Below are 21712 nucleotides of genomic sequence, written 5' to 3'. Positions count from 1 at the left end.
TGCGAGCAAATGTAGTGATTTTTATTGGGATTCCTTTAGTTACTTTCAGCAGGTTTCAAAGTCAATTGGTATAGCACTAAAATTGCAGAAATCGTAAAGGTTGCTGTCATTAAAAATCCAGAGAAAGCAACTACGTATTTCATCCATAGAAGGCCCGTCCATAGAAAATAGATGCCTCCGAAAGTCAATACTACCGAAACAAAAGGTTCAACGGTTAAAAAGAGTTTCAATTTTTTAGAAAGCTTCGTCAACCAAACCAATCCCCCTAACAAAAAGAAAATAAAAGACATGGAAAGAATATGGGTATGTACGATAGTTAACATTTCGCGTTCACTCTTTTTGAACTTCATGACCTCAGCATCTTCGTCTTCTTCATTACCGTTGTAGTTTTCTACAATTCCATTGGGAGACGTTGTACTCGTCTGAGATACAAAAAGTAAGCCTGTAAAAAAGCCAATGGATAGAATAACAACGAAAGCTGCGATAAAGATTTTTATTTCCTTGGGAAAAGAAAGTAAAAGCCCATTGTAATGCATTACAAGGCTTTATTTGCTTGAAGTATTTCTATAGTTTGCAATAAGTCATCCATTGCATTAGTCATTGAACGAACTGAAATCGTTGCCCCGGCAATACCATCGATATTAGTTTCGTGGTCAACACGGTCTCCCCCAGTTTTGCCAAGGAATTGTTTTAACCATCTTTTACTCCCAATTTCACCACCATATTCCTCGCGGTAGATAAGTACCTTGGAATGCTTCACCTTTAAATCAGCATCAAATACAACCAAGTAATCGAATTTAGCCGTCTTACTCGGTGCTTGATCTACGAAAGCATAACCTATGAGCTCATTAGATTGCGTCAGTTTATAAAAGTTATCTGTACCTATTTTACTTGGAATTTTTGCATTGAGTTCTTCGGATATTGCAATAGCATGCATCTGGAAACTCTCAATTTCAAATGCTTTCTGAACCTCTTTGGTTACTTTTTTCTGAACATTTTTAGGAAGTCCAAAACCAAATAAGACCATTGCACTGAACAATACAACACCAAAAAATCTTTTTTTCTGAAGCATGGGCAAATGTATTAATTTAGAATCAATCTCAATAAAAATAACCTTATTTTTTGTTAACAATTTTAATCCCTTCTCATTCGACTTTCATCAAAGCGGAGAAGGAATTAAACACTAACCAGTTTCTTAGAACCAAACTCCTATACCGAAGTTCAATCTGTCTTTTGTATCGACATCCGATGCGTTGGAACGGAATTGGTAATCCCCTTTCACAACTACTCCTGGAGCAATATGATAGGTAAGACCTGTTGTAACATCAGTTCTGTCGTAAGCATCATTGGCTACCAAATCACCTGCGGTATTAGCATGCGTATTGAACTTTTCATAACGAGCAAAGGCAAATAGTTTTTGCTTTTTGGTCATCGGAAGAAGATTGTAAGCACCTTCCACATAAAACCCTTGTAAAGCACTACCCAAGTCTCTTCCCGTGGCAGTATTATATAAATCGGTATCCGAAAGCGAAGCATGAACAAACTGCCCTCTAGCTGTAAATCTCTGATAAGCATAACGGGCATCTAAGCCTAGCATACTGATGCCAATATTTGCGCCCTCAATTTCTTCGATATCGTCGGTCGCTTGTGTTTTTCCAAAGTATCCGGAAAAGCCCAAACGCAATCCGGGAATACCATAATAGTCTAATTTTGCAGATAATGTAGGACTATCAATAGTAGATTGAATGGCTTTCTGGCGACCACCTCTTAAGCCATTAGAACCCTTTAGGAAGCCTGATAAGCCACCTTCACCATTAGCTTCTGTAGATTTAAATCCGTTAAAAACATAAACCTGATATCCTAAGGAAATATCATTGAATCGACCTGCGGCACCAATACCGATTTCTCTCCACGTAGTTGGCACTATAGCATTATCCATAGCCGGTCTTTCAGTCCCGTTAAAAGTTGTTGGTTCATGGAATTCATTGATAATTCCCATGGGGACCAACATCAATCCACCACGTAAACTAACATTACTACCAATAGCATAATTTACAAAGGCCTGTTCAATGAAAACTTCATTCACATGCTCTAGTTCAACTTCAGTAATGAACTGTGTTTTTTCATTAAATCGATAACCGAAAAGCAATACCATTCGTTGTACGTCGAGTTCTCCATTATCCGCTTCAGGTTGATTATACAGAATCTCTGCATACGCACTTACGGTTACCGCAGAAGCGTAATTACCAGAAAGCAATCGCTGGGCAGCATTTAATTGTGATTGCGGAACAAAAGTGATAGAATCGGTCTGTGTTTGGCTAAAGGAAAAACTTATGGTTAAAAGAAAAAAAACGAAAGGTAAAAGAAGTTGTTTTGACATTATTCTTATTTAGACTTGTTATAGATAGGTAATTTTTCGAAGCGCAAATTTAACATCAAATTTGGTTTGAACAAACTTTATTTAAATTAAATCTAAATAAACTTAAAGATTTAACGATAAGGCAATATTGTGTTGCAAAGACTAGAAGATTGATAAAAAAAGGCCCATCAACTAACCAAGAAAAATGGACCTTTCAAACTAAACCAACTCAAACTCATTTATTCCAAAGAAGTCTCTCCTTCATTGGGATTGTAGACGTAATTAAAAGTGTAATAACGCGATTCCGAAGTTGCATCAGGCTGGGCCGGCGCATCTTTATAATAACTTAAAACCTCAACCTTCGCATATCTATCGTCATGTGTTCTGATAACCAAAACCTTTCCCGGAATGGGTGAAATTTGATTTACTTGTGGGTTGTAGTTGTACCAGCCATTATCACTACCTGTGGGGATAGCAAAAGCCCCATCCGCATCTTGAGCAAAAGTTAATCCTGCGGCATCTGAAATACTTACAAAAGTACCAGAGGCGATTGAAGCGCCTGCATTGCCATTTCTTGTCGGCTCATCATCTGTACCTGTAACGGCTCCGCCATTTAAGGCAATTGTTGTTCCTCGGAAAGCGATATCCCAATCCGTATCACTTGTAGTTACTGCACTAGTAGCAAAACTAAATTTCGTAAAAGGTCCGCCTACCGGTTGTCCCTGCCCTCCTGTTTGTGGAGCAGGAATATTGGTTGCAGTTTTACTTTCAACAGCAACTAATGATGGTTCATTGTCATCATCATTGCATGAGTTGAAAACTGTTGCTATAAAAAGTAGTGTCAAAAATTTGGATGTCATTTTCATAAGAATTGAATTTAAAATTGAATGTTTATTTTGGTGAATAGTTGTATTCCGGCGAGACCGGGTATGTTTTCTGCATCTTGATAATCAAAGAGATTATTCGCTCCTAGATGCAAAGTGTATTTATCAGAAAATATCTTGTTCAAAGTGAGGTTGGCTAGGGCATAGCCATTTACAAAAGTGGTGTCATAGGTATCTATGATTCCGTTGCCGTTACCGTCGAAAAGTCCGTACTTACTTCTATAGTTGATTCGCAGGTTGGTGTTGAAATTCCATTTTGGGACTTCGTAAAATAGCTTAAAATTGGCGGTGTGCCTGGAACGGTTGACGAGCCCGAAATAATCGGAATTGTCTAGAGCAACCGTTTGCAGCGACTTGGGGTCACGCGCAAATACCTCGCCCCGTTCCAAAGCCACCTTTTTTTCTTTGTCTTTTGCGTATAACAACTGATATCCTCCGGAAAGTGTTAGTTTATCAGTGAGTTTATACTCTGCATCCAGTTCTAAACCTGTAGTATAAATACGGTCGAAATTGGCATAGCTAAATACATTTTGTCCGTTTGTCTTTCTGGCAATCGCCCTTGTATCAATCAGGTTCTTAAAGTCGTTTCGAAATAGGTTAAAGTTCAATTTCACTTTGGCTTTTGTATAACCCGCCCCGATATTGTACCCTACCGAACTTTCAGCTCGTAAAGGTGTTTCTAAGTCCTCAAGGTCAAATAGAATATCTGAAAGTTGTCCTTGGGAATCCAACGCCTTTACCTTATCCATGGCGACATTATATCCTAAAACCGTATAGCCTACTGCCGCATTGGTAAAATCGAAATAAAGTTGTCTAAAATCGGGAGCTTTAAATCCTGAGCCCACAGAGCCTTTCAGGGAAATCGCATCACTCAGTTTGAAGTTCAGGGAAGCCTTCGGGCTAAATTGTGATTGATATTCACTATGGTTATCAAAACGAGCTCCTAGAATGAGGTTTAGTTTTTTCCATGGATAAAAATCATACTGCGCATAAACATATTGCGAATCAAAGGAAACTTTTTGGTCGAAAAATGTTCGGTCCAGATTTTCATGACTATAGCCTATTCCCGCTGTTATGGCATTTTTTGATTTAACGGTATACGTAGCTCTTATTTCTGGCCGAAATAGCTTTTGGTCGTAGTCATTTTGGCTAAACAGTGTATTGGAAACCGTATTTTGCAATTCTTCGGAAGCCTTATAATTTGTATAGTAAAACTCATATTGCAATTGCAATTTCGTATTGATTTCAGAATCCAAACGAATATGTGCATTGGCATCATTGATATCGCTCAAGCCCTCAATCAACTGGTCATTCACTGAAAGTGTCACATCCTGATTCTCCATATAGTATCTCGCCGAAGTAAATAACTTCAACTGATCAGAGAAGTTATAGAATAGCTGGCCATTAAAGGTGTAATTCTCAAAGGGATTTACTGTTTGCCCTTCAACTTCGGGGCGCAGGTCATAGCCATCGCTACGCAAGGAGTTTCCATAAAACGAATAGCCGAACTTCTTAAACTTCTGTTTGATACTAAGGTTGGCATCTTGGGTATTGAATGAAGCAAAACGATAAGAGACGTTTCCATTCAAAGAAGCTTCTTTTGGTATTTCGGTAATAATATTGACCACGCCACCCAAGGCTTCTGAACCATATAGACTTGAGGAGGGACCTTTTACAATTTCAATCTGTTGAATATTTCCAACAGCCAATCGACTTAAATCGAAGTTTCCAGCAGACCTTCCTACCAAAGGAACCCCATCAATTAAAATCATCACATAATCCGAAGAAATACCTTGAATTTGTATCCCGTTAAATCCACTTTGGTCTGCAACGGTAGTAATTCCCGTTTGTTCGTTTAGAATTTCATCCAGACGAATTACTCCAGTTTTTTGTAGCTGTTTTTTAGAAATCAAAGTTACTGGAAGTGGCACTGAAGAAAGCTGTCGAACCGTACGTGTGGCGGTAACAATTACCTCGTCTAAATCTTGAATAAGTACTGAATCTTTTTGAACAGGTATTTCTTGCCCAAAAACAGAGGCTCTCAAAACCCCAATAAAAACAAGCGTTAAAACACTATTTAGATTCATTCCTAATAATTTTTCAACAAATATATACTTTATTTTTAATCAGTCTAAATAAAAATACTATTTTTGACAAAGAAATATTTAAAGCAACTTTTAAACTATTTAAAATGAGAAAATTGACTTTATTGGGGATGCTATCGATGCTAGTTTCGGTATTCGGTCAGACAGAAAAAAACAAAAAACAACAGGACATTGAGTCCATAAAAAACATGTGTGGCTGTTATGAAGTTACATTTAAGTATACCGAGACTTTTGCACCAGAAATTGATTATGAAAAACATTTGGATTACACTTCTGGAGCCCTAGAATGGGCGGAACTTATCGAAGATGAGGACAATAAACTATCGATACAACATCTATTACTTGTCAACAAAGATCGAGTTATAAAACACTGGCGACAAGATTGGGAATACGAAAACCAAGATGTATTCTACTATGACAAAGACAACACTTGGAAATTCAAATCCTTACCTAAAGAAAGTGTGAAAGGGCAGTGGACACAGAAGGTTTTTCAGGTAGATGACAGTCCCAGATATTCCGGCTCCGCTACATGGATACATGCTGACGGCAAACATTATTGGGAAAACAAAACCGATTCTCCCTTACCCAGACGAGAATACACCAAACGAAAAGATTACAATGTTATGCTTCGGGGAAACCGTCATGAAATCATTGAATCAGGATGGTTACACGAACAAGATAATGACAAAGTCATTCGAGAAGACGGACAAGAAGATATTCTGTTGGCACAAGAAAAGGGCTATAATGTGTATACTAAAGTAGCGGACGAAAAATGCAAACCGGCAAAAGACTGGTGGGCCAACAATACTAAATTCTGGAGCAAAGTCCGAAATTCATGGGATGACGTGTACAATCGCACGGGTGAGTTAACCCTTCTCAAATCAGTGAATAAACAGCCCTTGTTCATGCACTTTTATGAATTGGAAAAAGAAAATGCGAAGAGACGAGATATAAGCAGCTTACTTAAAAAATTCATTACTGATAAACCTGTTTCCGATGTTGAAGGCAGATAGAATCTTGCTAGTAGCGGCCGTATCATTATTTGTGGGAATCCTATTTTCCTTTTCTGAGGGAGATATAAGTCCGAGGTTGCAAAAGAAAATAGATGCTGCCATTCTTTCCACCTTTGAGGTAGGGACCGGCGTTTTGAAAAACATAGCCATTCCTGCTGATTGGAATACCAAAACGGCTGCCGATTTTACGGAGAATAGTCTTTTTGAAATCTATAGTGATTCAAACTTTTTAGGCTATTTGTATTTGGGTGTGGCCCCAAGCATGAAAAAAAAGTTCGATTTTATCGTGCTATTCAATATTGATTTTACCATTAAGAAATCGAAAGTCCTGATTTATCGCGAAGAACATGGGAAGCAAATCGGCAGTCAAAGGTGGCTAAAACAGTTTATAGGACTTTCCCTAGAAGATAGTCCTATTTATGGAGTAGATATTGATGCAATTTCTGGGGCTACTATTTCCGCTTCAAGCATGACAAAAGCAGTCGGAGACGTTCTAAAAGGTATACAAATTTTAAAGGAAAACGAAGTAATTAAATAAATCGCATGCAAGACATACATCCCATATACCATAATAGTTTCGGCGTCGCTTTTCAATGGAAAAGAAATAAAGTCAAAGACATAATGAAAGTTCAAATCGTCTTTAGAGATACGGGATTACTATTGTCCAAAGAGGAATTGACGCAGTTTTCTAAAAATATCCAATACACAAAAGATAATAACTCACTTTGTAAGGACTGTGTCAATAATGACTCTTGCAAAGCACTATTAATTGATTCGCCCGCACCACAAATCACCTTTGCTGTGAATGTAAAAGAATTGAATGGAATACAAGATTTAGTAGAGGGTACACTATTTCAAATGAATTTGGACAACTATTTAGGAGGAATCTGTAAAAGCGACTAGTGATACTCTGAAAAGAGTTCCGATGCTTTGTTATAAGCAGCTTCGAAAACCAACCAATTGACACCCGAATCCACTTTCGCTGTATTAAAATAGGAAAGGATTTTTTCTGTGGGCATGTTTCCAGTGAGCTCATCTTTGGCCATAGGGCAGCCGCCAAAACCTTGAACTGCTCCGTCGAATCTCCTACAACCCGCCTTGTAAGCGGCATCTACTTTTTCATGCCATTTGGTAGGCGTTGTATGTAAGTGAGCGCCAAATTCAATTTCGGGGTATTTGGGAATCAAGTTTGAAAACAGATAATCTATTACCTCAGGAGTTGATGTTCCCACAGTATCAGACAACGATAAAATTCGTGCGCCCATCGCAGCTAATTTTTCAGTCCACTTCCCTACGATTTCCACATTCCAAGGGTCTCCGTATGGATTCCCAAATCCCATGGAAATATAAGTAACCACTTCCTTTCCGGATGCATCGGCAATATTCAAAATTTCTTGCAGTGTTTCTACGGATTGTTCAATCGTCTTATGCGTATTCCGCATCTGAAAGTTCTCCGAAATCGAAAAGGGGTAGCCCAGATATTGAATTTCTTTATGTTCGGATGCGTTTTTCGCTCCTCGAACATTGGCAACTATCGCTAACAACTTACTAATTGTATCAGATAAATCCAATAGGGACAATACTTCTGCCGTATCTACCATTTGTGGAATGGCTTTGGGCGAAACAAAACTACCAAAGTCAATGGTATCAAAACCACACCCTAAAAGCGACTGAATATAACGCACCTTATCTTCTGTTGGAATAAAGGTTTTGATTCCTTGCATAGCATCTCTAGGGCATTCAATGACTTTAACTTTTTCTGACATTTAAGCAACGAATTGGTAATGTAAAATTACTACTATTTATCTGATAGTAACAGGTACAAGGCAATGCCAACAAAAACAATAATCTGTAGCCACTTTAGAATGGTTCCCACATTTGAGTTCTTCGTAATCATTTCAGAAATCATTCCTGATAAAATTGCAATAGTGCTAAATATAAACGATGAAACAGCAATGAAAAGAAATCCCAAGACATAAAACTGAACTACTGTATGTAATGATTCACTGAACAAAAAACCTGGAAAAAAGGCCAAAAAGAAAATGGTCACTTTCGGATTCAAAACGTTCATAATGAAACCCTGTCGAAAAAGTTGGGCCAAACTTTTTTTTGGAGTTGTATCATTTGTCAGACTTATCTCTGAATCGCTTCGATAAACTTGAATTGCCAGATACAAAAGATAAGCAGCCCCAAAGAGTTTAATACTAAAAAAGAGTTGGTCGCTTTGTTTGATTATAGCCGATACTCCAAACGCCAAAAGCGTGGTATGTACCAAACAACCTGTCATGAGTCCGGCAACAGTAGCCAACCCATACTTTTTTCCATTGGTGATGCTTTGCATCAACACATATATATTGTCTGGCCCGGGTGAAATTGCAAGAGCAGCAGTTGCACCAATAAAAGCAATAAGAATTTCGTAATTCAAAATGGAAAAAGTGTGTTAAAGGAGAAAAATACGAAATCCTAAGAAGTATTACCCATTTTTCATATCTTACAAAAAATCAAAAACCAATGAGCACCAAAGGAATATCCCTAGTGTTGTTTTTGGCCTTCGCCTCTCTGGTATGTGTTTCCGCTACATGGAAATTAGACCAAGATGAATCCAAAGCATCCATTTCTATGAAAACAGACAGTTTACTTCGTCACGTAGTTCTATTTAAGTTTAAAGAAGGTACTTCAGCAAATGACATAAAAAAGGTAGAAGATGCCTTTACGGCCCTACCATCTAAAATACCTCAGATAAAGGGCTATGAATGGGGATTGAACAACAGTCCTGAAGGATTAGAGAAAGGTTTTACACATTGCTTTTTTCTCACTTTTGAAAGTGAAGAAGACCGGGCCATTTATCTACCCCACCCAGACCATAAAGCTTTTGGTGAAGTCTTAGGACCACATTTAGATGATGTTTTGGTAGTTGATTATTGGACGAAATAAGTTCGTAGTTTAAAACTATATTTCCTAATTCGCCCTTTTTAAAAGCGCCTTGTTAATTCGTTTTATTAACGACGGACCTTCATAAATAAAACCGGTATACAATTGAACCAAGTCAGCACCTGCCTCTAATTTTTCTAAAGCATCCGCTGCAGAATGAATGCCTCCTACTCCAATAATCGGAAACGCTTTTCCACTTTTTTCGGCTAAAAACCGAATTACTTCCGTACTCCTTTTTGTTAGTGGTTTTCCGCTTAAGCCACCTTTTTCTTCGGTAGAAACCAAATCAGATTTTAAATTATCCCTGGCTATGGTTGTATTTGTGGCAATTACACCGTCAATCTTAGTTTCTTCTACAATTTCAATGATATCAAGCAATTGATCATCTGTTAAGTCAGGCGCTATTTTGAGCAATATAGGTTTCCCCTTTCTCCTCGACTCTGGGAATTTCAAGTTTTCTTTTTTCAACTCATGAAGCAAAGCCTTCAAAGGCTCTTTATCTTGAAGTTCTCTGAGTCCGGGAGTATTTGGTGAACTAACATTGACAGCAAAATAATCTACATAGGGGAAAAGTGCATCAAAGCAAATCAAATAGTCTTTAACGGCTTCGTCATTCGGAGTTACTTTATTCTTTCCTATGTTTCCCCCAACAAGCACCTTATGCTCTTTTTTTAATCGTTCTACTGCATCGAAAACACCCTTGTTATTGAAACCCATACGATTGATAATCGCTTGATCCGGCTTTAGACGAAAAAGTCTTGGTTTAGGGTTTCCGTCTTGTGGTTTTGGGGTAAGCGTACCTATTTCTACAAATCCGAAGCCAAAATCTGAGAATTGGTTGTAGAGTTTCGCGTCTTTATCAAATCCCGCAGCAAGTCCTACCGGGTTTTTAAATTTGAGTCCGAAAACCTCACGTTCCAATCGTTTATCTTCGACCAAATAAAGTGCTCTAAAGAGTCCTGAGAAACCCATTTTGGATAAAAATTCAACAAGCGAAAAGGTGAAATAATGCGCCCTTTCCGCATTCATAAAAAAAAGAAAAGGTCGAATGAGAAATTTATACATGGAATACAGAGGAAGTTTCCACAAAAATACGAAGTCACTATGAGTATTTACCCTATCTCAAGCGATTTTATCAACAGACTTCGGTTGACAATTATTTAGGATCTACAATAGAATCTTTTAGAACTGCGGGAGTCACTTTTATAGGCTTTCGAATCGCTTCATAACAAAGTTCCAAATACCGATTGTATTGCTTTTCATTAAAGCTTGATAATAGCATTTTATCTGTAGCTTTAGAAGCCAATACTATTTTCTGCTGCAACACTTTGTATTTTTCTGAAAGTGTGGTCAATTCATCTGGTGTGCTCTGGGGGTGGTTGTCAAAAAGCTTTTGAATCTCATCTTCAACAACTTTTGTTTCAATCTGCAATTCTGCCCGTAAAGCTTCCATCTTGGTAATTTGTTCAGCATTCATCTGAAAAACCTTGATGAGCATCTCCGAATTTTTACCCCCTACATCTAAAGTGCAATCTTGGGCATTTCCTGAAAAAGAAATTAAGAGTAAAGCAATTATAGGAACGATTACTTTGGAATACATGATTTTTGGTTTCTAAATTCAATTGTTAGAATTGTTACTGTATAAACAGTATTTTTAATCAAAAATTATACGAATGCAAGATATTATTGACCGCTTTTTGTCGTATGTATGTATTGATACACAAAGCGATCCGAATTCTAAAACTACTCCCAGCACAGAAAAACAATGGCATTTGGCCAATGAGCTGGTGTACGAACTCAAACAGATTGGCATGCAAGATGTAAGCATTGACAACAATGCCTACATTATGGCCACGCTACCAAGCAATTTAGATAAAAAAGTACCCACAATTGGTTTTATATCACATTTTGACACCACACCTGACTTTTCAGGATCCGACATAAAGCCACAAATAATCAGGGATTATGATGGTGGGGATATTGTCTTGAACGTAGAACAAAAGATAGTTTTATCCCCTTTCTACTTTGAAGATTTGCTGCAGTACAAGGGTCAGACATTGATTACTACAGATGGAACAACACTTTTAGGTGCAGATGATAAAGCCGGAATTGCAGAGATTATTACCGCTATGGAATATCTCATAAATCATCCTGAAATTAAACACGGGGATATTCGTGTTGGGTTTACTCCGGATGAAGAAATTGGTCGTGGTGCACATAAATTTGATGTGGAAAAATTCGGCGCTGAATGGGCCTATACGATGGACGGAAGCCAAATTGGCGAATTGGAATATGAGAATTTCAATGCTGCGGGAGCCAAAGTCACCATTTCCGGAATAAGTGTTCATCCCGGTTATGCCAAAGGAAAAATGATAAATGCAGTGAGTATAGCTAATGAATTCATGTCGATTCTTCCTCCTGAGGAAACCCCACAAAACACTTCAGGCCGAGAAGGATTCTTTCATATCCACAGCATGAAAGGAGAAATCGAAAGCGCGGAATTTGAACTCATTATTCGTGACCATGACAAAAAACAATTTGAAAATCGAAAAAAACTTCTGCATGATATCGTTGAAAAAATGAATAAAGATTATGGTGATTGCGTTTCAATGGATTTAAATGACCAATACTATAATATGCGCGAAAAAGTCGAGCCTGTTTTTCATATTGTAGAAATTGCCAAAGAAGCTATGGAAAAGGTAGGAATCGAACCCACAATAAAACCCATACGCGGAGGAACGGATGGTTCACAGCTAAGTTATATGGGACTTCCATGCCCTAATATCTTCGCAGGCGGACATAACTTTCATGGCAAGTATGAATACGTACCCGTGGAAAGTATGCAGAAAGCAGTTGAAGTTATCGTGAAAATTTGCGAACTTGTTGGGGAGAAGGAATTCTAGATTGTTGGATAAATACTAATCAAAGTTAGTCTCCCGAAATTAAGAGCTTCAAATTGGAAAAAACAGAAAAAGTAGAACGGTATTATGCTGAAGAACATCGGTTCAGAGATGCTATTGCTCAACTGCGTGAACTTGTTTTAAAAACCAGCTTAGAGGAAACCTACAAATGGATGTTTCCAACCTATACTTTGAAAGGTAAAAACGTCCTTTCCATTTGTAAGTTCAAAAAGCATTTTGGTATCTGGTTCTTTAACGGTGTTTTTCTAAAAGACAAAAAGCAAGTTTTAGAAAACGCTCAGGAAGGAAAAACCCAAGCCATGCGTCATTGGAAATTTTATTCCATAGAAGATATTGATAAAAAGGCCATATTGGGATATATGAACGAGGCCATAGAAAATCAGAAAAATGGTCGGGTTTTAGTCTCTTTGAAAAAGAAAGCTACCAAAAAGCCCGTGCCAAAACTTTTGAAAGACGCCCTTGCTGAAAATACTAATGCAGCTAAAGCTTTTAAGAAGCTATCGCTTTACAATCAAAATGAGTACGCCGAATATATTGCTGGGGCCAAACAGGAAAAAACCAAATTATCACGTCTTGAAAAGATTCTTCCTATGATATCAGATGGAAAAGGACTAAATGATATGTACCGATAGATATTAAAAACAAAAAAGCCTTAAACTCTAGATTAAGGCTTTTCAAAATATTCATTTGGAAACTATTTCTTTTCTGAGGGAGCATTTAATTTGTTACTCATCTCCATTGAAATAGCGGACCGGTCAAATTTTAATTTACCCGCCATGGTTTCTATTACACAAGAATTGTCTTTGTCATTCAATTCAAAGACTTTTCCATGTAGCCCACTTTTGGTAATGACCCTATCTCCTCTTTTCAAACTCTCTGCGAAATTTTTTTCCGCTTTGGCTCGCCTTCTCTGTGGTAATATCATAAAGACAAAAAATACCACAAAAATGGCAATCATAAATGGCCATTGACCTAATCCTTCCATATAGTTCTCTTATGTTCTAATTAAAATCCCTATTTGGTAGGCCCGAGTGGAGCAGCTCCTTTAGGATTAACAAATGCCTTAATTCTTAAAATTTCAGAACCTTTAGCAGTGTTTGCTTTTACTGTGATAGTTTTCGTTACCTGGTTTTGACCAGATCCATTGAATTTCACCAACATCTCTCCACTTTCACCTGGAGCGACTGGAGTGTTCTTTGGATACTCAGGCACAGTACAACCACAGCTACTAGTAGCATCAGTGATGATTAAAGGTCCATTACCTGTGTTGGTAAACTTGAAAACCGTTTCTTGTGGAGTTCCTTGTTCGATCGTTCCGAAATCGTGCTCCGCTTTCTCAAAGCTCATAACAGGAACTAATTTAGCAGCCTCATCTCTTTCTGCGGCAACAGCTACATTGGCACTGCTGATTTTGCTAGTGGCGTTTTCCTTGCAGGAAACAAAAGCGAAAAGGGATAATACCCCTGCAAATAAAATAACTCGTTTCATTTTATTGATTTTTTAAGTAGTTACAAAATTAGATAAATATTATAGATTAACGGCAAAATTGTCTTCATAGTCTGTTTGAGGTTGTTTTTTTTCGAATGCGGTTCGTCGATGAGCCATTGAAAATACGTTGCATAAGCACCAATCATCGAAAAGACGGGACTTATAAAAGACCTCTACCCATTTTCTTCAATTTTCCGTCCGCTTTGTACTCTTTTACCAATTTGTCCAAGATTCCGTTGATGAAGATGCTGCTCTTTGGCGTGGAATATTCTTTGGCTATTTCTAAAAACTCATTAATCGTAACCTTTTCCGGTATTGATGAAAAGTTTAATAATTCACAAATAGCCATTTTCAATAGAATAGAATCAATATCGGCTATACGGTCTTTATCCCAATTGGGTGTTTTACCCTCAATTTCCTTTTCCCATTCGGCATTATTTAAAAGGGTTTTAGTAAGCAATTGCTTGGCAAATTTCATATCCTCCTCATCCTTCAGCAATTGTGGCAAAAAGAACTTCGGTTGATTATCTTCTTTTACCTTTTTTAACTGTTTTAAAATAAAAGTATTTACGATAGGAATGTCATCGACCCACGTAAGCTTATCATCCTCGAAATAGTCGTAGATTTTTTCGTTAGGCGCGACTACTTCTTCAAACAGAGTTTTGATAAGAACCCTATCCTCCTCGTAAGTACTTGTCGGCGTTTGCATGTAATCTAAATAGTGCTCACTTTCGATAATCGCCTTGTAAATGAGCTTTACATATTCCTCATTTAGGTACCAATTTTTGAGTTTTCGTTTTTCTAGCGATTCCTTTAGCAAACGGTTATTCGCTATCTGCAATAGCACTTTATTGTTGATAAATTTCTCTTTATTCGGAAAGTCATCCGTCAGATTTTCTAAATATTTTTTTGAAGATAATGCCACCTGACCAGCAGCAAAATGTTGAATCTCACTAAGAAGACTTAACAGCAACAAGTAAAGCGCATACATATTTTCAATACTGTCCTCTAGAAATTTTTCTTGTTTCTCTAGGGAATCATCTTTTGATTGAATCAGCGCATAAATGCATTGCATCACCTTTACTCTTATATGCCTTCTTGTTAACATGTTAAAGAACTTTTATAGAATTGGGTAAATTTTCACAGCACAAAAATAGGAATCTATTTCCAAACCTTGAGTTACCTAAAGGTTATTATGTTATACATTTTATAACATTTGATTTTATAGCAAACCCCTATCTTTGACAAATTCTAACCAAAACTAGCGACCCATAGCATTTCAACTGCATGAAGGAACTTAGACACCTCAATAAATACTTCAAAAAATACTGGCTCAAGCTTCTTATCGGAATGATAATTACGGTAATCGCACGGGTTTTCCAATTGGTGATGCCTTCATATGTCAACAAAATTCTTACTACAGTTGAAGACAACTTTAAGGGCTTATTAGAAAAAAGTGTCGCTGAAGAAACCATACTGAACTATATACTCATCATTGTAGGAGCCGCACTTCTATCTGGTTTTTTTACTTTTTTAATGCGCCAAACGGTAATCAATGTTTCTCGGTACATTGAATACGATTTAAAAAATGAGGTTTTTGACCATTATCAATTGCTTAGTCTCAATTTTTATAAGAAGAATCGAACAGGTGACCTTATGAATCGTATTAGTGAAGATATTAATCAGGTTCGAATGTATGCAGGTCCTGCTATTATGTATGGTATACAAACCTTAACTCTTTTCGCCTGTCTTATTCCATTGATGTTCATTAAGGCTCCTTCTCTAGCTGCCTATACACTTCTGCCGCTTCCCATACTGTCAGTACTCATATATCAGATTAGTAAGATGATTCACAGGCGCAGTACAGTTGTTCAGGAATACCTATCAACCTTGTCAACGTTTACCCAAGAGGTTTTTTCAGGAGTCTCGGTTATCAAGGCTTACGCTTTAGAACCTCAAACCAATCAAGATTTACAAACCTTGGCCATAGAGGGGAAAAATAAAAGTATGAGTTTGGCCAAAGTGAATGCCTGGTTCTTTCCGTTGATGATACTGTTAATAGGTATCAGTAATATTTTGGTTATTTACATTGGTGGGAAACAGTATTTTGCAGGAGAAATTGGAGTAGGCCTCATTGCGGAATTCATTCTTTATGTAAACATGCTCACCTGGCCTGTAGCCATTGTTGGGTGGCTCACAACCATTGTGCAGCGCGCGGAAGCATCTCAAAAAAGAATCAATGAATTTTTGCAAGAGCAACCTGAAATGAAAAATGAGGTTGAGCTTGAAACCCCAATTCAAGGAAAAATCGAATTCAAAGATGTCACGTTTACCTATGAGGATACTGAGATTACAGCACTAAAAAACATTTCTTTTGTAGTTGATAAAGGCGAAACCGTTGCGATTCTCGGAAAAACAGGTTCAGGAAAATCAACAATTTTAGACTTGGTAGCACGCCTATACGATGTTACTTCAGGTGAGATATTAATAGATGGTGTTCCCCTTAAAAAATTGAATCTTACCAACCTCCGCGAATCTATTGGCGCTGTCCCCCAAGATGCATTTCTCTTTTCTGACTCCATTGAGAACAATATTAAATTTGGCAAACATAACGCGACCAAGGAGGAAGTTGTAACAGTTGCTAAAAATGCCGTTGTTCATGAGAATATAATGGGTTTTACACAGCAATACGATACAGTTTTAGGAGAAAGAGGTATTACCCTAAGTGGAGGACAAAAACAGCGGGTTTCCATTGCTCGGGCCTTGTTGAAAGACCCTCAAATCTATGCTTTTGACGATTGTCTTTCGGCCGTAGATACCGAAACCGAGGAGGAAATTTTAAATAATCTTAAAAAGGCTTCTCGCGATAGAACTACACTCATTGTAAGCCATCGTGTATCTTCTGCTAAAAACGCAGATAAGATTATCGTTCTAGAGGATGGCAAGCTGCTGCAAGAGGGCACACATGAAGAACTAAATAGCACTGATGGCTATTACAAAGAGCTTTATGAGAATCAACTGTCAGAGAAAGAAAACTGACAAATTGTTGCTGGATACGCTTTTTTTTTACATTTTTGGTAGAATATTAATTAAGCACTAACTAGACACTACATACGATGGGGGACAGAGATTCAATGGAACAAGAGGAGATACACTCCAAAGTTCTAAGGGCCGGAAGAAGAACTTATTTTTTTGATGTAAGAAGCACCAAAGCCGGAGACTATTACCTAACAATTACTGAAAGTAAAAAATTTACACACGACGACGGATCTTTTCATTACAAGAAACACAAAATCTATCTCTACAAAGAGGATTTCGATGCCTTTAAAGAAAATGTTATTGAAATGATGGACTTCATTATCGATGAGAAAGGTACAGAAGTCATTTCTGAAAGACACCAAAGAGACTTTAAGAAAGAAGATGATGTAGTTGCTGAAGAGTCAGCTCCAGCAGTAGAAATTGACGAGGTAAAGACTACAGAAAGTTTTACCGATGTTGATTTTGATGATATCTAAGACATTTTAATTCTTTTAAAAACGGCCCTTCACTCTGAACGGGCCGTTTTTTTATGGACCCTAGTTTACTTAAATTTACTTCGAAGTGTTTTAAACTTCTTGTACTAATTACATTCCAAGCCAATATGAAAAAATTATTACTTATTCTCGCTGCCCTTGTCTCCGTTCAAACCCTTGTATCCCAAGAAAAATTAGACCTTAACTATTACCTGCCGCAAGGAATTACCTATGATGAAAGCATACCGACTCCAAAAGAAGTTGTCGGGCATGAAGTTGGTGAATGGCATATTACACATGATAAACTTATGTTCTATATGCAAACGCTTGCAAAAGCATCTGATAGGATAACTATCGAGAATAGAGGTTCTACTTTTGAAGGAAGACCTATTTTGTTGTTGACGGTTACTACGCCAAAGAACCATCAAAATATCGAACAGATTCGAAAAGACCATGTCGCCCTTACTGAAGCTGGAGGTTCCTCTTCCGTCGAAGATATGCCTCTAGTTGTATATCAAGGTTTTTCAATCCATGGAAACGAACCTAGTGGCGCAAATGCGGGATTGGCCTATGCCTATTATCTAGCTGCCGCTCAAGGGCCAGAAATAGAAGACCTTTTAAGTAATATGGTGATTCTATTGGACCCTTCTTTTAATCCCGATGGATTACAACGCTTTGCCTATTGGGCCAATACCAACAAAGCGCAAAACTTAACAGCAGATAATAATGACCGTGAATATCACGAAGTATGGCCCGGAGGACGTACCAACCACTATTGGTTTGATATGAACCGAGATTGGCTGCCCGTACAGTTACCAGAAAGTAGAGCACGTATTGAAAGTTTCCACAAATGGATGCCAAATATTTTGACCGACCATCATGAAATGGGAACCAATTCTACCTTCTTCTTTCAACCAGGGGAACCCTCTAGAACACATCCTTTGACGCCTCAAATGAATCAAGAACTAACTCGGGAAATTGGCACCTACCATGTGAAGGCCTTAGATAAAATTGGTTCCTTATACTATTCCGAAGAAAACTTTGATGATTACTACTATGGTAAAGGATCTACTTTCCCTGATGTAAACGGAAGTATTGGAATTCTATTTGAACAAGGAAGCTCAAGAGGACATATTCAAGAAAGTGAAAACGGATTAATCACTTTTCCTTTCACCATTCGAAATCAATTTACCGCAGCGCTATCTACAATTGATGCAGGTAAAAACATGCGTACCAAACTCCTGAACTATCAAAAGAAATTCTACTCCGATACTAGAAATACAGCATCACGTAGTAAAACAAAGGCGATTGTTTTTGGAGATAGTAAAGATGCTGCAAAGTCCTGGCACTTGGCAGAAATACTAAGCCGACATAAAATCAAATTTCATGAATTGGCAAATGATGCCACCATATTTGGGAAGGGGTATAAAAAGGGAAGTAGTTATGTAGTTCCTATGAATCAAAAGAATCATCGTTTGATCAAAGCGATGTTTGAAAAGCGTACGACCTTTAAAGACAGTTTATTTTATGATGTTTCCGCCTGGACCTTTCCGCTAGCATTTAATGTCGATTACGCAGAACTAAGTTCACTAACCAATGCCGGACCAGAAATTACGGAATTCAAACCTTTAACAGGAAGCGTAAGTGCCAAAAGCAATTATGCTTATCTTTTTGAATGGAATGAATACTACACTCCAAAAGCCTTAAACGCTATTCTTGAAAAAGGTTTACGAGCCAAAGTGGCCAAGTCTCCGTATACGCTAGAAGGGAAGAAATATGATTATGGTACTATCATGATACCCGTTCAAAATCAAAAATTAGAGGCAGATGCCTTATATGAGTTTTTGAAAGGAATTGCCGATGAAAGTAAGATTCAAATCACATCTGTTAGCACTGGATTAACACAAGGCATTGATTTGGGAAGTAATGACTACGATGCCGTTAAAAAACAAAAAGTGGCTGTTTTAGTTGGAGCTGGAATACGTTCTTATGACGCAGGTGAAATCTGGCATTTATTTGATACACGCTATGATATGGAACTCACTAAAATAGACATGGCCTATTTCAGTCAAGTAGATTTAAGTAAATATACCGATATCATTGTCCCAAGTGCTGGTAGGGGTGGAAGTATACAAAACAAAAAGAATGCTGATAAGCTCAAAAAATGGGTGAAAGAAGGCGGTACTTTAATTGGCTATAGAAGTACAGTAGAATGGTTTAACAAAAGTGAATTTATGAAACTGAAATTAAAGAAAGATACACTAGTTGCGAAAAATATTCCCTTCGACCAAAAGAACGATTTCAGAGGGGCTCAAGTTACCGGTGGTGCAATATTCCAGACCAATATAGACCGCTCTCACCCCATCAATTACGGGTATAAAAATAATACTCTGGCGCTGTTTAGAAATTCCAACATTTATATCGAGGCCGATAAGAATAGTTACAACAACCCCATTCAGTATACTTCCAACCCTCTATTGAGCGGTTATATCTCCGAAGAAAACCTAGAACTCATTAAAAATACGGTGCCTTTTCAAGTAAAACGTATGGGCAAAGGAAGGGTTATTGGTTTTACGGATAACACGCAGTTTAGAGCCTTTTGGTACGGTACCAATAAGTTATTGATGAATGCTATTTTCTTTGGGGAGATGATGTAAGGAAATTTTTGTCGCAATAACCGAATATTGATAAAAAAGAAATAAGCGTAATAGTAGGATTAGCGAATTGTCGGCATCAATTTTGAAAAAGTAAGGAATGATATATTTAATCGCTGCTGTCATTTTCTTAGTAGTTTGTCTTGTGTTTGCATTTTTGGGAGCTCTTCTTTACTTGATTTATAAACCATTCAAAAAATGGCTTCTTGATAACGGAAAATTAAGTCCTAAAAACAGTCAGATAATCAATAAGTCATTCATTGCACTTCTTCTAAGTTTATCTATCTATTTTACATGGACCGCATTCTTTCCATCGGACGATTTTTATGAAGAAGAATTTGAACAAAATACGGGAATGGATTTTCCTAAAAGCGGGGTAATTATTGCCACCGATTCTGGCTATCCTGATTTGCATGGGGACTACTCGGCTTCTGCAATGGTTGATATGGACAAAAATGAATTTGAAAAACTAAAATTGCAATTGAGCAGTCAGGTGGAATTTCAAATTGATACTACAAAGCAGAATATTGGAATCACCATGGGTTATCGTAAAATGGTAAAAAACATAAATGAGGAAGATATCGACGTTGTTTATTACCATAATGGAAAGGAATGGTTCAAAATTGCTTTTCTAAAAAATGGAAAAACTATAATATTTGAACGGAGCAGCTAGCCGCTCGTAAAATGACTAATGCCAACACTACCTAAACGTAATTTGGACTTTAGGACAAAAAGAAAAGGTCTGTGTATATTTATGAAGTCGCTAAATCTTAATGGATTTAGCTTTGGACAAAAAAAGAAAAAGCCAAACAATAAGCTTTAGTCGAACCGCTGAAGCAATAAAAAAGAATACCGATGAAAGACATCCCTGGAATCGACGAAAACGGCAATCCTAAAAATGGCCCTTTTAAGCTGTACTTCAAGAACGGACTTGTTTCGTGCGAAGGTGAGTTCGACAATGGAAAGAAATCAGGAAAGTGGAAGTATTTTCTCAACAATGGCCAGATGCAATCTTCCGGTAGCTTCAAGAATGGAAAGATTGTTGGTCAATGGAAATGGTTTTTCAAGAATGGCGAACCACGCGGAACAGGTGGCTTCGATGATGAAGAACAGAAACACGGTATATGGAAGCGATACCATGCCAATGGCCAACTCTGGGACGAAGGTCGCTTCGAACACGGTAAGAAGAAGGGCACTTGGAAGGTCTATAATGAGGATGGTGAGCTCTTGAAGACGCAAACTTTCAAGTAGGGAATGGTTAAGCCGCTGCACTACTACTCATACACCAGCAGGTTGACATCAATTATAATCGAATATTACAGTAAATGAAGCCAGAAGATTTTATAAAAAAATACAAAGCTGCTTTAAAAACACAGGATTGGAATACCGTTGACCCATTGTTTCATGATAATGCTTGTGTTACTTTTTCTGATGGAACAGTTCATCTGGGTAAATCAAAAGTTAGAATTGCCTTTGAACATAATTTTTCAATAATTAATAGCGAAGAATACGCAATACAAAACGTGCGCTGGATTCATAAAAATGAATCGATGGCAGCTTTTGTTTTTGAATTCTACTGGGAAGGAATAATCAATAAAAACCTTGCAAAGGGAAACGGAATTGGTACAACAGTTCTAATTAGTAAAAATGGCAAATGGGTTTTACTAACTGAAAATCTGAGCAAGAAAGCAGCACCATAAAATTTTGAAGACAAAAACAACTGCTGATAACACAACTTAGAAATAATACAAGCTACGGATTAAATCGAATGAACTGTACATATCGGAAAGCAAACGCCAGTTTGCTCCACCATCTTCATAGTCCGACTATGGTAGATTTCTAATT

At 37.6% G+C, this 21712-nt stretch carries 24 protein-coding genes; 12 read left to right on the top strand and 12 right to left on the bottom strand.

What is annotated here, in order from left to right; all coding sequences use genetic code 11:
* Window positions 1-35 precede the first annotated feature (35 nt).
* The 5 genes from FEE95_RS19435 to FEE95_RS19415 form a co-directional block, all read right to left on the bottom strand.
* Window positions 36-536, bottom strand: coding sequence for a hypothetical protein (locus FEE95_RS19435; protein WP_138659700.1), 501 nt, complete (start codon window positions 534-536; stop codon window positions 36-38).
* Window positions 536-1072 carry an FMN-binding protein gene (locus tag FEE95_RS19430; RefSeq protein WP_171037091.1) on the bottom strand — a complete coding sequence of 179 codons (537 nt, stop codon included), beginning with the start codon at window positions 1070-1072 and terminating at the stop codon, window positions 536-538. Before FEE95_RS19430 ends, FEE95_RS19435 begins: the two co-directional genes overlap by 1 nt.
* A 123-nt stretch (window positions 1073-1195) precedes the next feature.
* Window positions 1196-2380 carry a transporter gene (locus FEE95_RS19425; RefSeq protein WP_138659699.1) on the bottom strand — a complete coding sequence of 395 codons (1185 nt, stop codon included), beginning with the start codon at window positions 2378-2380 and terminating at the stop codon, window positions 1196-1198.
* 218 nt (window positions 2381-2598) lie between these two features.
* On the bottom strand, window positions 2599-3225 hold the full coding sequence (locus FEE95_RS19420; RefSeq protein WP_138659698.1) for an HmuY family protein: 627 nt from the start codon (window positions 3223-3225) through the stop codon (window positions 2599-2601).
* 11 nt (window positions 3226-3236) lie between these two features.
* Entirely contained in the window at window positions 3237-5330 is a 2094-nt protein-coding gene (locus FEE95_RS19415) for a TonB-dependent receptor plug domain-containing protein (protein ID WP_138659697.1), read from the bottom strand.
* A 104-nt stretch (window positions 5331-5434) separates the two neighbouring features.
* Between FEE95_RS19415 and FEE95_RS19410 the strand changes: the two genes are divergently transcribed.
* From FEE95_RS19410 to FEE95_RS19400, 3 genes are read left to right on the top strand one after another with little or no spacing between them, the layout of a single operon-like run.
* On the top strand, window positions 5435-6361 hold the full coding sequence (locus tag FEE95_RS19410) for a DUF6607 family protein (protein ID WP_138659696.1): 927 nt from the start codon (window positions 5435-5437) through the stop codon (window positions 6359-6361).
* Window positions 6345-6899: an FMN-binding protein gene (locus FEE95_RS19405; RefSeq protein WP_138659695.1), complete on the top strand. Its 555-nt coding sequence runs from the start codon at window positions 6345-6347 to the stop codon at window positions 6897-6899. The genes FEE95_RS19410 and FEE95_RS19405 overlap by 17 nt, the downstream gene beginning before the upstream one ends.
* Before the next feature lie 5 nt (window positions 6900-6904).
* A complete protein-coding gene (locus FEE95_RS19400) occupies window positions 6905-7264 on the top strand; it encodes a hypothetical protein (RefSeq protein ID WP_138659694.1) in 360 nt (119 codons plus the stop codon).
* Here FEE95_RS19400 and FEE95_RS19395 read toward each other — a convergent pair.
* Window positions 7261-8127 (bottom strand): hydroxymethylglutaryl-CoA lyase, encoded by an 867-nt coding sequence (locus tag FEE95_RS19395; RefSeq protein WP_138659693.1) that lies wholly within the window; start codon window positions 8125-8127, stop codon window positions 7261-7263. The two genes, FEE95_RS19400 and FEE95_RS19395, sit on opposite strands and share 4 nt — an antisense overlap.
* A 32-nt stretch (window positions 8128-8159) precedes the next feature.
* A complete protein-coding gene (locus tag FEE95_RS19390; protein WP_138659692.1) occupies window positions 8160-8786 on the bottom strand; it encodes a LysE family translocator in 627 nt (208 codons plus the stop codon).
* 86 nt (window positions 8787-8872) lie between these two features.
* Between FEE95_RS19390 and FEE95_RS19385 the strand changes: the two genes are divergently transcribed.
* Window positions 8873-9295 (top strand): Dabb family protein, encoded by a 423-nt coding sequence (locus tag FEE95_RS19385; RefSeq protein WP_138659691.1) that lies wholly within the window; start codon window positions 8873-8875, stop codon window positions 9293-9295.
* A gap of 24 nt (window positions 9296-9319) precedes the next feature.
* Here the strand turns inward: FEE95_RS19385 and FEE95_RS19380 are convergent, their stop codons facing one another.
* Window positions 9320-10357, bottom strand: a complete 1038-nt coding sequence (locus FEE95_RS19380) for a quinone-dependent dihydroorotate dehydrogenase (protein ID WP_138659690.1) — start codon at window positions 10355-10357, stop codon at window positions 9320-9322.
* Window positions 10358-10448: 91 nt separating this feature from the next.
* Window positions 10449-10892 (bottom strand): hypothetical protein, encoded by a 444-nt coding sequence (locus FEE95_RS19375; RefSeq protein WP_138659689.1) that lies wholly within the window; start codon window positions 10890-10892, stop codon window positions 10449-10451.
* Window positions 10893-10965: 73 nt separating this feature from the next.
* On the opposite strand from FEE95_RS19375, the gene pepT reads away from it, so the two are divergent.
* Together pepT and FEE95_RS19365 are read left to right on the top strand one after the other, a co-directional pair.
* Window positions 10966-12195, top strand: a complete 1230-nt coding sequence (pepT, locus tag FEE95_RS19370) for a peptidase T (protein ID WP_138659688.1) — start codon at window positions 10966-10968, stop codon at window positions 12193-12195.
* 53 nt (window positions 12196-12248) lie between these two features.
* Entirely contained in the window at window positions 12249-12845 is a 597-nt protein-coding gene (locus tag FEE95_RS19365) for a YdeI/OmpD-associated family protein (RefSeq protein WP_138659687.1), read from the top strand.
* A gap of 62 nt (window positions 12846-12907) precedes the next feature.
* On the opposite strand, the gene yajC is transcribed toward FEE95_RS19365, so the two are convergent.
* From yajC to nusB, 3 genes are all read right to left on the bottom strand, one after another.
* Window positions 12908-13198: a preprotein translocase subunit YajC gene (yajC, locus tag FEE95_RS19360; RefSeq protein WP_138659686.1), complete on the bottom strand. Its 291-nt coding sequence runs from the start codon at window positions 13196-13198 to the stop codon at window positions 12908-12910.
* Between the two features lie 29 nt (window positions 13199-13227).
* Window positions 13228-13701: a DUF1573 domain-containing protein gene (locus tag FEE95_RS19355; protein ID WP_138659685.1), complete on the bottom strand. Its 474-nt coding sequence runs from the start codon at window positions 13699-13701 to the stop codon at window positions 13228-13230.
* A 160-nt stretch (window positions 13702-13861) separates the two neighbouring features.
* A complete protein-coding gene (gene nusB / locus FEE95_RS19350; protein ID WP_138659684.1) occupies window positions 13862-14809 on the bottom strand; it encodes a transcription antitermination factor NusB in 948 nt (315 codons plus the stop codon).
* Window positions 14810-14988: 179 nt separating this feature from the next.
* Here nusB and FEE95_RS19345 point away from each other — a divergent pair, with 179 nt between their 5' ends.
* The 6 genes from FEE95_RS19345 (at window position 14989) to FEE95_RS19320 (ending at window position 21567) form a co-directional block, all read left to right on the top strand.
* Window positions 14989-16740: an ABC transporter ATP-binding protein gene (locus tag FEE95_RS19345; RefSeq protein ID WP_138659683.1), complete on the top strand. Its 1752-nt coding sequence runs from the start codon at window positions 14989-14991 to the stop codon at window positions 16738-16740.
* Between the two features lie 77 nt (window positions 16741-16817).
* A complete protein-coding gene (locus FEE95_RS19340; protein ID WP_138659682.1) occupies window positions 16818-17216 on the top strand; it encodes a PUR family DNA/RNA-binding protein in 399 nt (132 codons plus the stop codon).
* A gap of 125 nt (window positions 17217-17341) precedes the next feature.
* Window positions 17342-19870, top strand: a complete 2529-nt coding sequence (locus FEE95_RS19335) for a M14 family metallopeptidase (protein WP_138659681.1) — start codon at window positions 17342-17344, stop codon at window positions 19868-19870.
* A 97-nt stretch (window positions 19871-19967) separates the two neighbouring features.
* On the top strand, window positions 19968-20540 hold the full coding sequence (locus FEE95_RS19330) for a hypothetical protein (protein WP_138659680.1): 573 nt from the start codon (window positions 19968-19970) through the stop codon (window positions 20538-20540).
* Window positions 20541-20722: 182 nt separating this feature from the next.
* Window positions 20723-21118 carry a toxin-antitoxin system YwqK family antitoxin gene (locus FEE95_RS19325; RefSeq protein WP_138659679.1) on the top strand — a complete coding sequence of 132 codons (396 nt, stop codon included), beginning with the start codon at window positions 20723-20725 and terminating at the stop codon, window positions 21116-21118.
* A 74-nt stretch (window positions 21119-21192) separates the two neighbouring features.
* The gene (locus FEE95_RS19320; RefSeq protein WP_138659678.1) at window positions 21193-21567 is read left to right on the top strand and encodes a nuclear transport factor 2 family protein; all 375 of its coding nucleotides are present in this window, start codon (window positions 21193-21195) and stop codon (window positions 21565-21567) included.
* Window positions 21568-21712: the final 145 nt, after the last annotated feature.

The sequence above is a fragment of the Maribacter algarum (ex Zhang et al. 2020) genome (genome assembly GCF_005885635.1).
In the GTDB taxonomy this organism is placed as follows: domain Bacteria; phylum Bacteroidota; class Bacteroidia; order Flavobacteriales; family Flavobacteriaceae; genus Maribacter_C; species Maribacter_C algarum.
Note: the sequence above shows the minus strand (reverse complement) of the source record. Positions and strands in the feature narration are given on the sequence as shown.